Below are 15887 nucleotides of genomic sequence, written 5' to 3' on the forward strand. Positions count from 1 at the left end.
GAGAGAAACAAATACAGGTTGGTGTTAATAACATGGCAGAAGAGTCAAAACAAATATATGGCGGGCAAGCAGTCATAGAAGGAGTTATGTTTGGCGGTAGAGAATATACTGTTACAGCGGTTCGTCGTAAAGATAAATCGATTGAATTTTATCGATTACCACGCGTTCGTAATAAAGCATTATCTATCCTGAAAAAAATTCCATTTTTACGAGGGATTGCCGCTATTGTGGATGCAAGCGCGAACGGAGCAAAACATTTAAACTTTGCTTCAGAACGATTTGATGTTCACCCAGAAGAAGACGAACAAATTGCAAATAAAAAAGAAGAACAATCGAAGTTAACGATGGTATTAGGAGTTGCAGCAGTTGGCGTTTTATCTTTCATATTCGGTAAAGTCATTTTTACAGCAGTTCCTGCATTACTAGCTGAATTAACGAGACCGATTTTCCCATCTCATACAGGGCAAATCATTGTCGAAAGTGTCATTAAGCTCATGCTATTATTGAGCTATATATACTTTATTTCTTTAACGCCACTCATTAAGCGGGTATTTCAATACCATGGTGCGGAGCATAAAGTAATTAATGCCTATGAGAATAATCTTTCATTGACTGTAGAAAATGTTCAAAAACAAACTCGCCTTCATTATCGTTGTGGCAGTAGCTTCATTATATTTACAGTCATTATTGGAATGTTTGTTTATTTCCTTGTCCCTACAGATCCACTTTGGGCCAGAGTGGTAAACCGAATTTTATTAATTCCAGTCGTTCTCGGCATTTCTTTTGAAGTGTTACAATTTACGAATCGATTACGCGATATTCCAGTATTACGCATACTTGGATATCCCGGATTATGGCTACAACTATTAACAACGAAAGAACCAACAGATGATCAAGTGGAAGTAGCCATTGCATCGTTTGAAGAATTATTACGTTTAGAAAACAAACAATAATTATTTAAAAATGGTGTTCAACTCCTTTCCTCATCGTTAATATACTAATTTTAATATATGTTTTTAGGAGGTGTTCCTTATGAACGGTCGTTCGTTTACTTTCGCTATATTTGTGCTTATTATCGGATTAGCAATATTCGGCCTTGTTTCATCTGTCATTACAGATCCAATGGGAGTGTTAAGAAATATTGGTATCATGTTGGCTGTCGTTGGTATCTTTTATTTACTCTACAAAATGTTTACAAACTCTAGCGGTTCAGCAAATTCGCAAAGCTCATATAAGCGTGCTGCAAAACAATCGAGCCGCAAACATGGGAAACAAAATGTAGCACCCCTAAGCAATTCTTTCTTTAAATCAAACGCTTCTAATGACAAAGGGAAAAAAGGTACTCCTTCCACTTTGAAGCGAAAAAGAAAACAATCTCATTTAACTGTCATTGAAGGTAAAAAAAACAAAAAGAAAGACCGTGCTTCCTTTTAGGAAATACGGTCTTTCTTTATATTTTGCAGTACTTCTTTCAAACTTTTATCTTTCATACTTTCAATTCGAAGGTGATGATTTGCAAATGGTAAATTACGTGTCACATCATTAGGTACAACGACGCACGTTAACCCTGCTGCAATCGCTGCTTTCAATCCGTTTAACGAGTCTTCAAATACAACCGCTTCAGACGGATTAATCCCTAAATCTTCTATCGCAATTCGATAAAGTGCTGGATCTGGTTTTACCTTTTCAACATCTTCTCTCGTTTTAATGATTTCAAAATAATCTCGAATTTGTAGCTCTTCCAAAAAAGGAATCACCCATTCTCTAGATGAACTAGAAGCTAACGCGATTTTTAATCCCATTTCTTTCGCTTCTTGTAAGTATTCTTTTACCCCGTCACGAGCTTCTGGTATTTTCATTTTCTCTTTATGTAAAGCTTTCACTTTTTCTTTTAATGCATGCTTGTTAAACTTCTCTTTTAATTGGTCATTTAAATATGCATACAATACATCATCTGTCGTTCCAATACACTTTGCAAATTCTTCTAAAGGTAACTCCCCACCGTACTCACGAACGGCGTCTCTGAAAGAGTGAAACCATATTGTTTCTGTGTCCACAATTAATCCATCAAAATCAAAAATAATTGCTTTCATAATTCTCCCATCCTTTTCGATTGAAATAAAAAAGGAAACGACTTACGTTCCCCTTAATTACTTTTCTCTTCATTTGCTTTTTGAACGCCACGAAGTGTTTCCACTCGAATCTCATCTTGTTCAAAGTATTGTACTAAATCACCAATGCGGTCAATTGCTTCCCAGCTTAAATGATGTTCAATTCCTTCTACATCATTGTAAATCTTACTTTCATCCACACCGATAATACGCATAAATTGTTCTAACAATTCATGACGATATACGAGACGTTCTCCAATTTTTTTACCTTTTGATGTTAATACAAGCCCTCTATATTTTTCATAAATTAGATATTCATCTTTGTCTAATTTTTGCACCATTTTTGTTACAGAGGATGGATGTACACTAAGCGCTTCAGCAATATCAGATACGCGGGCATAACCCTTTTCATCAATCAACAAATAAATTTGTTCAATATAATCTTCCATACTAGGGGTAGGCATCGGTTTCCTCCATCCAATTTCATTTTGCTCATTCCGTACGAAGCAATCAATAAAATGATACACCAGAAAGAATAACGTGACAAGTTGAAAACAAGCCTAAATATATAAAACAAAAAAGAATCTGTATTTGCATACAGACTCCTCCTAAGTAAAGTATTGTATTTCTGCATCAGGAAAAAACTCATATATATAACCTCTTATCGTTTCTTCCAATACTTCCGCATCATCTTTTTTATATACATATTTCCCGATGCCATATCGTCCCCATTTATATTTACGCTTCTCTTCATCCATTTCAAGCTTCGTACTCGGATAACGCTCCTGAATGACCTTTTTTGCTGGTTTTGTAAAGCGATGTTGAATTAATTCAAATGTTAAATTCGGTATGTACAAATCTTGTAGTGCATTGTACAGTCGCTCAAATAGTTCACGATATCCTTCTTCCCATCCTTCATGCATATAAAGCGGCGCAACTATAAATCCAAGTGGATAACCCGCGCCTGCCACTTTACGAGCAGCTTCAATTCTTTCTTCAAATGGTGATGTCCCTGGCTCAAAATTTTTAATTACATACCGTGAATTAATACTAAACCTAAAACGAGTTTTCCCGTTATGTTTTGCATCTAATAAATGATCAACGTGCGAATATTTCGTAACGAAACGTAAACGCCCATATTCACTTTCTCCAATAAACTCTATCGTCCGCTTTAATGCATGTGTTAAATGATCAATTCCAACGATATCTGATGTACAAGCAGCTTCGAATTTTGTTATTTCAGGTGCTCTTTCATCCATATATTGCTTTGCTTTCTCAAATATTTCTTCAAGATTCACATACACGCGAACGTAAGGCTTACTCCCAAGTGTCGTTTGTAAATAACAATAATGACAATGTCCCATACATCCTGTTGCAAGCGGAATCGCATATTCAGCTGACGGTTTTGACGTATCAAACTTTAATGTCTTCCTCACCCCAACGACAAGCGTTGATTTTGCATTACGATACTTTTGCAAATCATTTTCACCCGGCAAATTTCTAATTTGATTATGGGATGTCGTTTCACGAATCTCTAGTCCCATCTTCGTAAACTTCTCATACAGCTCTTTTCCAAGTGGGTATTCAAGTGCCTTCGGTTCAAAATAAACAAGTTTTGGCATAAACGGTTTCATATGCTTCCCTCCTCTCGTTATTATGGGAAACGTTTAAAAATTAACACGCATTAAAGTTTTCCACTTCAGTAACTTGCGTTGCAAGTTACTGAATGTTATAATTCGGATAACAGCTACCTTGCACAGCAAGTTACCTGAGTAAAAGGTGGTGAAATCATGCACAGCCAAATGTTAAAAGGTGTGCTCGAAGGTTGCATCCTATACATCATTTCACAAGAAGAAGTGTACGGATATGAACTGAGTACAAAATTAAATAAACACGGATTTACATTCGTAAGTGAAGGAAGCATATATCCGTTATTGTTACGTATGCAAAAAGAGAAATTGATTGAAGGAACATTAAGAGCCTCCTCACTTGGCCCAAAGAGAAAATATTATCACGTAACGGATAAAGGGTTAGAACAGCTTGAAGAATTTAAACAAAGCTGGGGAATGGTTTCAACAACGGTGAACAATTTATTACAGGGGAGTGATGGGGATGAATGCACAAGACATGATTAAATTGAACAACAAAAAACGCGAACTTCTAACACCTGAAAATGAAGTTGCTTATAGCGATATGTTAGTTTATCTAACGTGCCAGAGCAACAAGTAGAAGAACTATTACTAGAAATATTAGATCATCTCATCGAAGCACAAACAGAAAATAAAAATGCTTATGACATTTTTGGTGATGACTTACAATCTTATTGTGATGAACTCATATCGGCTTTGCCGGTTCAAACAATGTTAGAAAAAACTTCTTTAATCGGCTTTGTTATTAGCTTACTTCTCGCTATACAGTTTGGAATGGACACCATTGCTTCTCTTTTCATTTTCTTTTTTGAAAAGAACACCGAAATAATAAGTCCACCTTTTAGTATCCTTGGAACTACTTTGTCTGTTTCAATAATTATACTAGGTATACTATTTATTTTATATTTATTAAAGCGGTACTCCTTTGATCAGAAAATGAATTGGAAAAGAAGAATTCTATTTGGGTTCGCATTTGCTATCCCGTTTTGTTCCGCTATATTCTTAAATATTTATTTTAAAAAACAACCTTATCTCATTTATCATCTAACCTTTTGGCAAAATGCTTTAATTGCTATATTATTTTTCATTTTATATAAATTGCTATACAAAAAATCAAATTTTTAGCAGCCCTTCAAAAGGCTGTTTTTCTTCTGTCTAATTTTACAAATCGAAAAATTTCATAAAGAAAATAAGAAAAATGCAAAATAATTAAAGTTAATTGTTGACGTGATGCTTTTATTATCGGTATCATAAATCTTCGTGAGCAATTATTTTTCGTTATACGATTTTTTTATTATTACTGAATTTTTGAGAGGAGAAATTAGATGTCAGTTAAGAAGAAAACGCAAGTACGCACCGGCAAAATGGTACGTGAACTAATGTTAGCAGACGAAGATGTAAATGCTTCGCTAATTATGGTATATAGTGAAAACGGTGTAAACGCAGAAATTAAAATCGAGGGCTTAACGCCGAAATGTAACGAAGAATTATTTTTGAGCGGAAACGTGGATTGGAACAAGAGTGTTATTTATAAAATTGTTGATTTCACTGGAAACGCTGAAGTTGGTAAAGTTACATTAACAGCGATGAACAAAAATAATGTTTCTCTAGAAATAGAACGCGTTATGTGGAGTAAAGAAAATAAAGAGGCAGCTGAACAAGAAGAAACAGTTGTAGAAGCTACTCCGAAAAAAGAAGTAGTTGTAGAAGCTCCTAAAGCAGTTACACCTGCTCCCAAGCCTATTACACGTGTAGAAACACCTGTTACAGCACCAACACCGAAGCCTACTCCGGCACCGACACCGAAGCCAGTAAGTGTAGAAGCAGCTGTGGAATTATCTACTCCAGCACCTGTGAAACGAGAAGTACCAACTCCAGTTACAAAGCAAGAGACAGCACCGGTCGCGCCTGCAAAACCGAAACAACCTGCTTTGACTGAAACAAATTCAAAACTACAAGAAAATTATGTGAAACTCGTGAAAAAGACAATTGAAGTTTGTCAAGATTACGAGCTTGGCATCGACATAGATGATTCTATTGAAGGGTTAAAAGAAGAACTACAAAGCCAAGGTATTAGCGTTACATTTGACAAAGAAATTATGGACGTTGTAAATCGCCTTCGTTCTTTACAAGATAAAGGAATCAAAGTAGAAAAAGTACTTAATTTACTATAAAAAAATAAGAGGCGGCAATTGCCACCTCTTATTTTTTATAATTCCATTCTTTACTTTCATACTTTTCTTTCGCTAATGTTTGCACTTCATGTAATTGTTCTTCTGTTAATTCATACGGAACAAGCTCTACATCTAATCCTTTTTCAAACCCAACCTCAAACGCTTTAGTTAACTGCTCGATTGTAAACGTACGGTCTGTTAATTCGTTAATTGCTACCGCTTTAGATGAGAACATACTCTTCATACGTTCTTTCACACGTTCATTCGGGAATAAAAACAGATCATATAACTCATCTAAATCTATTTCTAATGGAATCGACCCGTGCTGTAAAATAACACCTTTTTGACGTGTTTGCGCACTACCAGCGATTTTTCTTCCTTCTACTACAATTTCATACCAAGACGGCGCATCAAAACATACGCCTGAGCGTGGATTTTTTAAATTTTCACGATCTGCTTCTGTTTTTGGAACTGCATAATACGCTTCTAACCCTAATGCTTTAAAACCATCTAATAAACCTTGCGAAATAACACGATACGCTTCTGTAACTGTTTTTGGCATATTCGGATGATCTTCAGACACAATAACACTGTACGTTAATTCTTTATCATGTAGTACACCCCTACCACCTGTTTGACGACGAACGAATCCATATTTCTTTTCGTTAACTACATCCATATTAATATCTTTTTCAACACGCTGGAAATACCCGACTGTTAATGTTGGTACTTCCCATTCGTAAAAACGAATGGTTGGTGGCATTTTCTTTTCACTTTGCCAATTTAATAAACATTCATCTAACGCCATATTAAATGCCGGTGAACATTGACCAGAGTTAATATAACACCATTTTTCTTTTCCCATCCTGCACCTCATATAACCAATTATTTTTCACATTCTCTAGTCTACCAAATTCGACAAAATTTGTGAAAGAATACGAAATTTCTTCTTATATACAAATGAATCTGTTGCATAAATACATACGGGCATTATAATATTGAAAGTAGGATAAGAAAAAAGGGAGCGATAGAATCGTGTCAACAACTTGGATTATTTTATTAGCCGTAATCGTAGCGTTCATCGGTTACACTGTATGGATGTATTTCTATCAGAAAAAATTAATTACAACACTTTCAGAAGAAGAGTTTCGCGCTGGCTACCGTAAAGCACAGCTTATCGATATTCGCGAAGCAGACGAATATACTGCAGGGCATATTTTAGGCGCACGTAACATTCCGTTATCACAAATTCGCCTTCGTCATAAAGAACTTCGTAAAGATCAACCAGTTTACTTATACTGTCAAAGTGGATTCCGTACTGGCCGTGCAGCTCAATACTTAAAGAAACAAGGCTACAAAGATTTCTACCAATTACAAGGTGGATTTAAAACGTGGACTGGAAAAATTAAAAAGAAATAATAACATACAAAAACTAGCTGAATGATTCAGCTAGTTTTTTCATTCCATATTATTTGCAATGTATAATAAATTTTTCTTAATCACATCTTTATCATTTTCTTGTGCATTACGATACAGGAGCTGATATTCAAGTCCTTTCTCTTTCCATATAAGCGCAGCAAATTCGTCTCCTCGCTCGGAGTCATCCTTATTTTTAAAATAAGCGAATGCTCCATTATTCAATTTCATTTGTTCTTGAAATCGTTTCTCTTCCACAAGATCTGGAAAACTATAAGGAAAGTTCGCAACATTTAACTCAATATACTCATTTCTACTTGGATCCTGCTGTTTATATTTGATCATTAAGACAGCGTTCTTTTTTCCAATCGTTCTGACTTCTCCCTTCACATCACTCGTAATGTCATACGGTAAAAACGCCGGCACTTTAAATTTCACTGGAAAATATTTCGAAAGCTCCTTCAGCGGAATTGGATCCGTAACACGATCCATAGCTCCCCCTGTTGTTCCCACAAATTGTTTTTCTTCTTGCATCGTTTGCTGAAACGAACATGAACTTAGCACTAGACTAGAAAACACGAAACAAATGATTCCTTTTTTCAATTTGTTTCCGCCCTTTCATACCGCTATCTTTATGAACCAAGTGTTTATATGCTATTCATATTCGCCTCATTAACAAACTCCCCCTCTGAAAACTTTCCATGTTATTCCCACACATTTTGACAAAACTTCTTTTATAGACGCAAAAAAGACCCCCTATCATTCTCACGCTCAAATAAAAAGGTTACGCGAATAACAGAAGTCCTATTTATAACATAGTTTGTGAAAAGCTTTTCAGGTCAAGATTTTTTCATTCTTATTATTTTCCCTTTATAATAAGGAGAGAGGTGATACATATGGCCAATATAAAACAAATTGCAAAAACCGCTGGTGTATCCATATCAACTGTTTCTCGCGTCCTGAATAATCACCCTTACGTAAAAGAAGAAAAACGTAAACGTGTTCTAGACGCTGTTGAAGAATTGAACTATGCCAAAAATATAAATGCTATTCACTTAATAAAGGGAAAAACATATACGATCGGTGTTATGCTCCCTTTCATTAACCTTCCATACTTCAGTACCATTATTGAAGGAATCGGCAACGAAGCGTTAGCAGCTGGATATCACATTAATTTATGTCAAACGAATTACGATAGTATCGAAGAAATTCGTGTTCTTGAAATGATGAAAATGAAACAATTCGACGGGATGATTATTTGCTCTCGAACGAGTTCATGGGAACAAATTGAACCTTTCGCAAAATTTGCTCCTATTATTTCATGCGAAAAAATGAAGCACCCCCTTATTTCATCTGTCTACGTAGATCATTATGAAGGCTTCCGTCTTGGCACCACCTATTTACTCAATAAAGGCCATGAAAAAATCGGGATTTGTTTAGCAAGAAAAACAAGTGTAAATTCCATGGAACGTGAAAAAGCGTTTGCTGATACACTTCGTAACGAAGGTAAAACGTCACATCCCGAATGGATTTTTCACCAATGCTATACAATGCAAGACGGTGCAAAAATACTCCATCGTATTTTAAACATGAAAAATCGTCCAACCGCTATTTTTACAGCGAACGATCAAGTTGCAGCTGGTTTATTAACAGAGGCTCGAAAGCAAGGTCTTCGAGTACCCGAAGACCTCGCTATCCTCGGATTTGATAATCATGAAATTTCAAAGGCGTTAGAAATTTCAACAATTGAACATCCCGGTCTCGAAATGGGCTCACATGCGTTTTCTTTATTCCATAAACAAATCCAAAGTGAGCAAATTATCGGGAACGCAAAAGAGCTTTCATTCCATTTAATTGAGCGAGATACTGTCTAAAAAGAGCGTTACCTATAGCGCTCTTTTTCAGTTCTTCACCTATTGACTTTATATTTTTACTCGCATATAATGAACCTAACGAACGGTAGGTAGGGGATGAAAATGACAGCAAACCGCATTAAAGCTGTAGCACTTTCTCATTTCGCACGCTACGGCTACGAAGGAACTTCATTAGCAAATATTGCTCAAGAAGTCGGGATTAAAAAACCATCAATTTACGCACACTTTAAAGGAAAAGAAGAGCTATATTTTATATGCTTAGAATCCGCTCTTCAAAAAGATTTACAGAGCTTCACAGGCGATATCGAAAAGTTTTCAAATTCGTCTACTGAAGAATTGCTCTTACAGTTACTAAAGGGCTATGCAAAACGATTTGGTGAAAGTGAAGAATCAATGTTTTGGTTACGAACTTCTTATTTTCCACCTGATGCATTTCGCGAACAAATTATTAATAAAGCAAATGTACACATTGAAAACGTCGGAAAACTTTTATTCCCTGTATTTAAAAGAGCAAGCGAACAAGATGAGTTGCATAACATTGAAGTAAAAGACGCCTTAGAGGCTTTTCTATGCTTACTTGACGGTCTTATGGTTGAACTACTATACGCAGGTTTAAATCGTTTTGAGACACGTTTAGACGCTTCTTGGAAAGTATTTTGGCGTGGACTTTCAAACTGACGGATTGCTCCTTTGCAATGCGTCGTTTTTAAGCCCTTTACCTAACGACTGGTAGGAAGGAGAAATGACATATGGCATGGATTTATGTAATCTTAGCTGGTATTATTGAAATCTTTTGGGTAATTGGATTAAAACACGCGGAGGCTCCACTTGAATGGGCTGGTGTTGCGTTATTAATTACAATTAGTTTCGTCTTATTATTTAGAGCTTATAAAGATTTACCTGTTGGTACTGTATACGCAGTCTTCACTGGAATTGGAGCTGGCGGAATCGTTCTTACAGAAATTTTCGTTTTCGGAGAGCCATTCTCTATCGTAAAAGTATTATTAATTGGTTTAATCTTCTTTGGCGTAATTGGTTTAAAACGAGTAACAGAAGAAAAAGAAGCGAAGGAGGCCGCATAAAATGGCTTGGGTATTTTTAATTCTAGCTGGTATTTGTGAAATTATTGGTGTACTCTTTATGAAAGTAGCCACTGAAAAGAAAGGCTGGGCACCAAAAGTTATTTTAATCGCTAACTTCGGCGTAAGCTTCTTCTTCTTATCCCTTGCGATGAACACATTACCGATGGGAACTGCTTACGCGATTTGGACTGGAATCGGAACTGCCGGAAGTGCACTTCTAGGTATTCTTATTTTCCGCGAATCAGCGGATTGGCGCCGTCTTGCCTTCTTAAGCTGCATTCTATGCGGCGCTGTTGGCTTAAAACTATTAAGCTAACGTGAGGTGAATGTCATGTGGAAAGAAAAAGGGAAGCAACTGTTAGCATGGATCACACTTAGTATCGTCATTCTATTACAAATCAGTTTTCATATAATAGAATGGTTGTTTCATAAAGTAGTATCCATTCTCACATTCCTTCCTAACATGACACTTGAAATGATATCAATCGTTTGGTCCATCATTGCCTCCATTGCAATCTTCATTATATGGAGTATCGCCAAGCTATGGAATACGTTATTTAAAAAGGACAGTTCTTCTGAAAAAGAGTAACTGTCCTTTTTTATATTCATTCAGACTTTCTGTAGAAGTTTGATGTGATAAGACAAAGAAGACCAACTATGACAATACTTATACCAATCCCTTTATGCAAATTAGGAAATGGTGATGGGATATCTGAGTAAAAATTTGCTAATATGAGACCAATTGAAAATAAAAATACCCCTATTCTATATAACCATTTTCTTTTGTTCATCATTCTTCCCTCCTAACATTTTTCATACACTCCTTTCTTTTGGACATACTACCTAAAAAAGGAGTGAATAATATGCAAAATTCTATACATAAGCAGATCCTATTTTTATTTTTCCTCTTTCTCATTCTCGTTATCGTTTTCAGCTTTATATTACATACTCCGAAAGATGTTGTACCGAGTAACCTCTCTGTTTATAAACTTTTACTTTCCTATTGTCGTTATTGAAGAAGGTGCCTTTTATAGGGCACCTTTTAAAATTCTCTCTTCTCATACAATTTCACTGAAACGAAGATAGATATTATAAACATGCATATTGAACTAATGAATAACACGCTGTTATATAGTTGAATTTGTTCTAGGTTGATTCCAAAGAAAATAGAAGAAACGGCCATAGGTGCTATTAGTATAAAAATCGCAATAAAAATAGTTTTTTTATAGGCCAACCAAAACGATATCGGTAAAACAAAGCTTAAATACACTAAAATAAAGCTAATACTAGCAACCATTGTCGTTTCAATAAATTCAAATAGGTTAACCCCATTCTTCATTCCCATCGTAAAACAACCGACCATTACACTTATAAAAAGAATAATAATTGCTACTATATATTTTGCAAATACAATATGTTTTTTCAATATTGGTAAACTATTTACTATAACTTCACTCTCATTTTTACTATCTGCTTCAAATGTTTTTACTGTTGCCCCAATTGTAATAATTACCGACATAATTATGAACAGATTTTCCGTATCTGTTAAGGCCATATAAAAGAAAACAGGATACAATATGTACCAAATTAAAAATTTCCATTGAATGATGAAATCTTTTAAAATTAGTTGTTTCAACGCTATTTTCCTCCTCTCACAGATCACGTTCATTGTACAAATGAATTGAGAAAAACATGGACATAACATATAAAAGAAGCAATCCTGCTATAAAACAAATATTTACGACTAAACTCGTGTTCCAAGCATTTTCTACATCTAACCAAACGTTACTTACAATCAATCCACTCAAATATCCCAATGCAAGTCCGGCGAACGGAGCAATTTGTTTGGCACTGCTATATCCTACTGAGAATTCAATCGGAAGTACAATTATGCTACAAACAAACCCACCTGTTATACCTCCGAGAATTTCTCCCCACAGCATAAATCCAGTCATATGCTCATTTTGCAACTGTATGAAACCAACCACTAGTGAGAAACATCCACCTAGAGCAACTAAAATACTTACAAATATGTATTTCCCTATGACAAGATCTTTACGGTCAAACGGTAAACTATTTACTATCAGTTCACTTTTATTTTTCCCCTCATAACTCATTGACAGTATCATGCCAAGAGCAGGTACAAACATACTAAATGTCATCAAAAAACTATCACTACTAAAATCAACAATGAGCAGGAACAAAAAACATATAAGATAAACAAACCCTAACTTTCTTTGCATCATCATATCTTTTAAAACTAATTGCTTAATCATGTATTGCACCTCCTAATATGAAAATGTCCCTTCTATAACTCTGCCTGCTGAAACATTTTCATTGAGAGGAACATTGATATGAATATACTCACTAATACTCCAATACCAAGAACACCCATTGCTTGTGTAGCCTCTTGAGAGTGAAGTACTTTTAACATAATTGTTTTATCACCAAAAATATTGCACATAAGACCAATCATACCTATTAAAGGAAACAGCATAATCAAATTCAAGACTGTAATAACTTTATATCCCCCAATGTAATTAGTCGGTATCGTTACTACACAATAAATCAAAGTTGCTACTATCGCTGAAAACACTGCATATCCAGGCATGACTATATCCCTGTCCAATAAAATATTTCCTAATATTACGACTATAAAAGTTACACTTAAACCAGCCATAATAAATAATGTGCTTGAAATATATTTAGCTATAATTATCTCTTTTCTCGTTATAGGTAAACTCACTAATACTTTTTCCGCTTTACTTTTCTCGTCATAATAAAAAGAAATATATATAATCGTACTACATGTTATAAATAATCCTATTGCAATCCCCATTGGTTCGACGGAATTCTTAAAGATAGATAAAATAGGGATTAAAAAATAGAAAGGAAACATCTTCTTCTGTAAAAAAAACTCCTTCAAAATCAACTGTTGCATATGAATTCTCCTCTCTATAAATCACGCGTTTCATAAATTTTAATTGTAAGAAGCATAGAAACGATATAGACACTAGCTAATATAATTCCTCCAATTATAAATACACCAATATGCAGCGGATTCATAATCCACTCAATGAATGAAGGTGCTGTTTCATTCAGCCCATCACTAATAAACATCCAAAAAATTACACCTACTCCCATTGATGCTGCTGATACTATACTTCTTACTATCTTCGATTTTGTACCGTAATAACTAGGGAAAAGTATCACAACAAAAAACAAGGCGTAAATAGCTCCATTTATTACTTCATACCATGGAATTTCAATGTATAGATTAGGATGATAGGCACCAATATCACCAATGACCACAATACCTCTTATAAGAAAAACAACTAACATCGTAGAAAGCATGCCACCTACAATAAATATTGCACAGGAAATATATCTAGCAATGACGATATCCTTTCGACTTACCGGTAAACTATTTATAACAATGTCACTTTTATTCCTTTCATCCATAAAGATTAACGTCATAACCGAGGAAAGTGTTATAAATAGACAACTCATCGGAAATAACCCTTCACCATTTGGATCTAACATAAATAACAAAAGTGGCATAACAAAATTCACTAACCACGTTACCCGAAAAAAGAACAAATCTTTATATACGAGCTGACGCATAGGCATCTCTTCCTTTCGCGGTGTAAACGATAATATCGTCTAATGTAGGCTTTTCTAGTACAACCTCATTTCCAAACCAATCTATAATTGCTTGTTTATCCTTCGCTAAACCTTCAAAACCAAACTTATTTTTTCGTAATCCAACAAATAGTTCTTTTCCTTCTCGGTCTAATAAATCATTACTTCCTTTTACGATTACGTAGTTCTCCATTAAGTCTTCTTTTTCACCAGTAAATATAATTTCTCCATCGTTGATAAACGTAATATAATCTGCGATGCGCTCTAAGTCTGTTGTAATGTGCGTTGAGAATAAAACAGATACTTCATCTTCCATTACAATTTCTTGCAGCATATCAAGTAATTCACTTCTAACAACTGGATCTAATCCTGCTGTTGGTTCATCCATGATGATAAACTCTGCGTGGTGCGAGAGCGCGATGGCAATCGCAAATTTCATTTTCATCCCTTTTGATAGTTCTTTAATTTTTTTATACTTTGGAACTTGCAATCTATGCATATACGATTGATACAGCTCTTCGTCCCACTTTTTATATAACGGTGCAATAATACGTTTCATTTGCTCACACGTTAAATCTTCGTAATAATGATTTTCATCATATACAAAGCCGATATTTTGTTTTATTTCCTTTTCAGCTTTCTTATTGTCCTTGCTAAAAATTTTTATATCTCCACTATCTTTTCTAATTAAATTCATAATCATTTTAATCGTCGTACTTTTCCCGGCTCCGTTCGGTCCGACAAATCCCATAATATATCCGCGTGGTAATGTAAAACTTATATTTTTCACTGCAAAATCTTTATAACTTTTACAAACATTTTTTAGCTCTAACACCCTTTATTCCCCCTCATATAAACACGCTATCATCTGCTGTAAATCTTCAAGTGAAAGCTGCAACGCTTTACTTTCATTCACAATCTCTTCCGCTTTACTTTCCAATAGGCGAAGCCGCTGTTCTTTTAATAGTTCATTATTTTTACGTGAAACATAAGTCCCCTTCCCAGCAACGGTTTCTATATATCCTTCTTTTTCAAGCTCCTCGTACGCACGCTTCGTTGTAATTACACTAATTTGTAATTCCTTCGCTAAGCTACGAATAGACGGTAATTGGTCTCCACCCTTTAAACCACCATTTAAAATAAGCTGGCTTAATTGTTTTCTTATTTGTACATAAATAGGGTCTTGGGAAGAATTCGAAATAATAATATTCATGTTTTCCTCCAGTGTGTATATACTGTACATACCTTATATATACAGTATATACACACCATCCTATTTTTGGCAAGAAAAAAAGACCAACATTTTCCTGTTGGTCTTTCGTATATGTATCACTTTTCAAAGCGATCTAACATCTCATCTCTCATTCCGAAACTCACTACCGCAATTCCTACATACATAAACAGAAGGAACGCCGGATGAACTGTGTTGTACCAAGTGCTATCAACAATTAAATAAATCGTTAATGCCACAACAAGAACAAACGCTAAGATAAACATATAAAAGTGTCTTGTACTACCCATGATAAACTCCTCTCTTCTCACTTCACCATTCAACAGTATATTTTATCGAATAATTCGATATGACTCAAGGTTAACTTTCTGTTATGTAATCAAGTTCCACCTTTACAATGTCCTCACATGCTATTGAAATGATCGTTCCTTGCTTATCAATTGCCGTCACTTCTCTATTATCCATTACACGATGCGCTACTCTTTCTAGCACTTTTCCTTGGTCCCGGTAACAAAATTCTTTTACATCTTTAATTGTTTCTCCATTTTCTAAATGGTATACCATTCTATAACATCGATAGCCCACACTTTCACCCCCGTCTTGCTCGTTTTTTCACATATACATAAAAATGAGTAATTTTTGCCTCATCACATCTTCTTAATTTCAATAAAATTCTAACAAAAATAAATACTTTTATCAAACCGACTT

The 15887-nt window shown here is 35.0% G+C and carries 24 protein-coding genes and 1 pseudogene; 11 read left to right on the forward strand and 14 right to left on the reverse strand.

From position 1 onward, the window contains the following. The first annotated feature begins 32 nt into the window (after positions 1-32). Positions 33-953 (forward strand): DUF1385 domain-containing protein, encoded by a 921-nt coding sequence (locus EKQ63_RS22305; protein WP_000807112.1) that lies wholly within the window; start codon positions 33-35, stop codon positions 951-953. Positions 954-1032: 79 nt separating this feature from the next. Continuing rightward, entirely contained in the window at positions 1033-1434 is a 402-nt protein-coding gene (locus EKQ63_RS22310; RefSeq protein ID WP_014893520.1) for an SA1362 family protein, read from the forward strand. Here the strand turns inward: EKQ63_RS22310 and EKQ63_RS22315 are convergent. The 3 genes from EKQ63_RS22315 to splB all read right to left on the reverse strand — a co-directional run bounded on the left by EKQ63_RS22315 (position 1431) and on the right by splB (position 3745). Beyond that, on the reverse strand, positions 1431-2093 hold the full coding sequence (locus EKQ63_RS22315; protein ID WP_140168624.1) for an HAD family hydrolase: 663 nt from the start codon (positions 2091-2093) through the stop codon (positions 1431-1433). The two genes, EKQ63_RS22310 and EKQ63_RS22315, sit on opposite strands and share 4 nt — an antisense overlap. 53 nt (positions 2094-2146) lie before the next feature. Continuing rightward, on the reverse strand, positions 2147-2575 hold the full coding sequence (gene mntR, locus EKQ63_RS22320; protein WP_001143075.1) for a transcriptional regulator MntR: 429 nt from the start codon (positions 2573-2575) through the stop codon (positions 2147-2149). Between the two features lie 144 nt (positions 2576-2719). Then, positions 2720-3745 carry a spore photoproduct lyase gene (gene splB / locus EKQ63_RS22325; RefSeq protein ID WP_143881498.1) on the reverse strand — a complete coding sequence of 342 codons (1026 nt, stop codon included), beginning with the start codon at positions 3743-3745 and terminating at the stop codon, positions 2720-2722. 156 nt (positions 3746-3901) lie between these two features. On the opposite strand from splB, the gene EKQ63_RS22330 reads away from it, so the two are divergent. From EKQ63_RS22330 to EKQ63_RS22340, 3 genes and pseudogenes are all read left to right on the forward strand, one after another. After that, on the forward strand, positions 3902-4246 hold the full coding sequence (locus EKQ63_RS22330; RefSeq protein ID WP_087995615.1) for a PadR family transcriptional regulator: 345 nt from the start codon (positions 3902-3904) through the stop codon (positions 4244-4246). Further along, positions 4224-4885 (forward strand): annotated as a pseudogene (locus tag EKQ63_RS22335) (hypothetical protein). Before EKQ63_RS22330 ends, EKQ63_RS22335 begins: the two are co-directional and overlap by 23 nt. Positions 4886-5085: 200 nt before the next feature. Beyond that, on the forward strand, positions 5086-5934 hold the full coding sequence (locus tag EKQ63_RS22340; RefSeq protein ID WP_048550780.1) for a hypothetical protein: 849 nt from the start codon (positions 5086-5088) through the stop codon (positions 5932-5934). Positions 5935-5962: 28 nt separating this feature from the next. On the opposite strand, the gene EKQ63_RS22345 is transcribed toward EKQ63_RS22340, so the two are convergent. Then, complete coding sequence (locus EKQ63_RS22345; RefSeq protein WP_087954316.1) at positions 5963-6799, reverse strand: lipoate--protein ligase family protein; 837 nt, start codon at positions 6797-6799, stop codon at positions 5963-5965. 170 nt (positions 6800-6969) lie between these two features. Between EKQ63_RS22345 and EKQ63_RS22350 the strand changes: the two genes are divergently transcribed. Continuing rightward, positions 6970-7353 (forward strand): rhodanese-like domain-containing protein, encoded by a 384-nt coding sequence (locus EKQ63_RS22350; RefSeq protein ID WP_000108655.1) that lies wholly within the window; start codon positions 6970-6972, stop codon positions 7351-7353. Between the two features lie 39 nt (positions 7354-7392). Here EKQ63_RS22350 and EKQ63_RS22355 read toward each other — a convergent pair whose 3' ends face one another. Next, a complete protein-coding gene (locus tag EKQ63_RS22355) occupies positions 7393-7929 on the reverse strand; it encodes a DNA polymerase III subunit delta (RefSeq protein WP_140168628.1) in 537 nt (178 codons plus the stop codon). Between the two features lie 317 nt (positions 7930-8246). On the opposite strand from EKQ63_RS22355, the gene EKQ63_RS22360 reads away from it, so the two are divergent. The 5 genes from EKQ63_RS22360 to EKQ63_RS22380 all read left to right on the forward strand — a co-directional run bounded on the left by EKQ63_RS22360 (position 8247) and on the right by EKQ63_RS22380 (position 10895). Further along, positions 8247-9224 carry a LacI family DNA-binding transcriptional regulator gene (locus EKQ63_RS22360; protein ID WP_143881499.1) on the forward strand — a complete coding sequence of 326 codons (978 nt, stop codon included), beginning with the start codon at positions 8247-8249 and terminating at the stop codon, positions 9222-9224. A gap of 96 nt (positions 9225-9320) precedes the next feature. Beyond that, positions 9321-9902, forward strand: a complete 582-nt coding sequence (locus tag EKQ63_RS22365; protein WP_003267456.1) for a TetR/AcrR family transcriptional regulator — start codon at positions 9321-9323, stop codon at positions 9900-9902. 71 nt (positions 9903-9973) lie between these two features. Continuing rightward, on the forward strand, positions 9974-10306 hold the full coding sequence (locus tag EKQ63_RS22370; protein ID WP_000312349.1) for a DMT family transporter: 333 nt from the start codon (positions 9974-9976) through the stop codon (positions 10304-10306). Position 10307: 1 nt separating this feature from the next. Beyond that, entirely contained in the window at positions 10308-10622 is a 315-nt protein-coding gene (locus tag EKQ63_RS22375; protein ID WP_000312623.1) for a DMT family transporter, read from the forward strand. A gap of 15 nt (positions 10623-10637) precedes the next feature. Beyond that, positions 10638-10895, forward strand: a complete 258-nt coding sequence (locus tag EKQ63_RS22380) for a DUF3975 family protein (RefSeq protein ID WP_088326701.1) — start codon at positions 10638-10640, stop codon at positions 10893-10895. 16 nt (positions 10896-10911) lie between these two features. On the opposite strand, the gene EKQ63_RS22385 is transcribed toward EKQ63_RS22380, so the two are convergent. The 9 genes from EKQ63_RS22385 to EKQ63_RS22425 all read right to left on the reverse strand — a co-directional run bounded on the left by EKQ63_RS22385 (position 10912) and on the right by EKQ63_RS22425 (position 15743). Next, entirely contained in the window at positions 10912-11097 is a 186-nt protein-coding gene (locus tag EKQ63_RS22385) for a hypothetical protein (protein WP_071726690.1), read from the reverse strand. Positions 11098-11348: 251 nt separating this feature from the next. Continuing rightward, the gene (locus tag EKQ63_RS22390) at positions 11349-11975 is read right to left on the reverse strand and encodes an ABC-2 transporter permease (RefSeq protein WP_139304125.1); all 627 of its coding nucleotides are present in this window, start codon (positions 11973-11975) and stop codon (positions 11349-11351) included. Continuing rightward, a complete protein-coding gene (locus EKQ63_RS22395) occupies positions 11959-12582 on the reverse strand; it encodes an ABC-2 transporter permease (protein ID WP_088326705.1) in 624 nt (207 codons plus the stop codon). Before EKQ63_RS22395 ends, EKQ63_RS22390 begins: the two co-directional genes overlap by 17 nt. A gap of 32 nt (positions 12583-12614) precedes the next feature. After that, positions 12615-13247, reverse strand: coding sequence for an ABC-2 transporter permease (locus EKQ63_RS22400; protein ID WP_001186557.1), 633 nt, complete (start codon positions 13245-13247; stop codon positions 12615-12617). Between the two features lie 14 nt (positions 13248-13261). Then, positions 13262-13930 (reverse strand): ABC-2 transporter permease, encoded by a 669-nt coding sequence (locus EKQ63_RS22405; RefSeq protein WP_087954309.1) that lies wholly within the window; start codon positions 13928-13930, stop codon positions 13262-13264. Then, a complete protein-coding gene (locus EKQ63_RS22410; protein ID WP_143881500.1) occupies positions 13911-14783 on the reverse strand; it encodes an ABC transporter ATP-binding protein in 873 nt (290 codons plus the stop codon). Before EKQ63_RS22410 ends, EKQ63_RS22405 begins: the two co-directional genes overlap by 20 nt. 3 nt (positions 14784-14786) lie before the next feature. Continuing rightward, positions 14787-15161, reverse strand: a complete 375-nt coding sequence (locus EKQ63_RS22415) for a GntR family transcriptional regulator (protein WP_001021351.1) — start codon at positions 15159-15161, stop codon at positions 14787-14789. Between the two features lie 116 nt (positions 15162-15277). Then, positions 15278-15469, reverse strand: coding sequence for a hypothetical protein (locus tag EKQ63_RS22420; protein ID WP_000535935.1), 192 nt, complete (start codon positions 15467-15469; stop codon positions 15278-15280). 70 nt (positions 15470-15539) lie between these two features. Continuing rightward, positions 15540-15743, reverse strand: coding sequence for a DUF3929 family protein (locus EKQ63_RS22425; RefSeq protein WP_000262495.1), 204 nt, complete (start codon positions 15741-15743; stop codon positions 15540-15542). Positions 15744-15887 lie beyond the last annotated feature (144 nt).

This window comes from Bacillus sp. BD59S, assembly GCF_007363175.1.
Classification (GTDB): Bacteria; Bacillota; Bacilli; order Bacillales; family Bacillaceae_G; genus Bacillus_A; species Bacillus_A pacificus.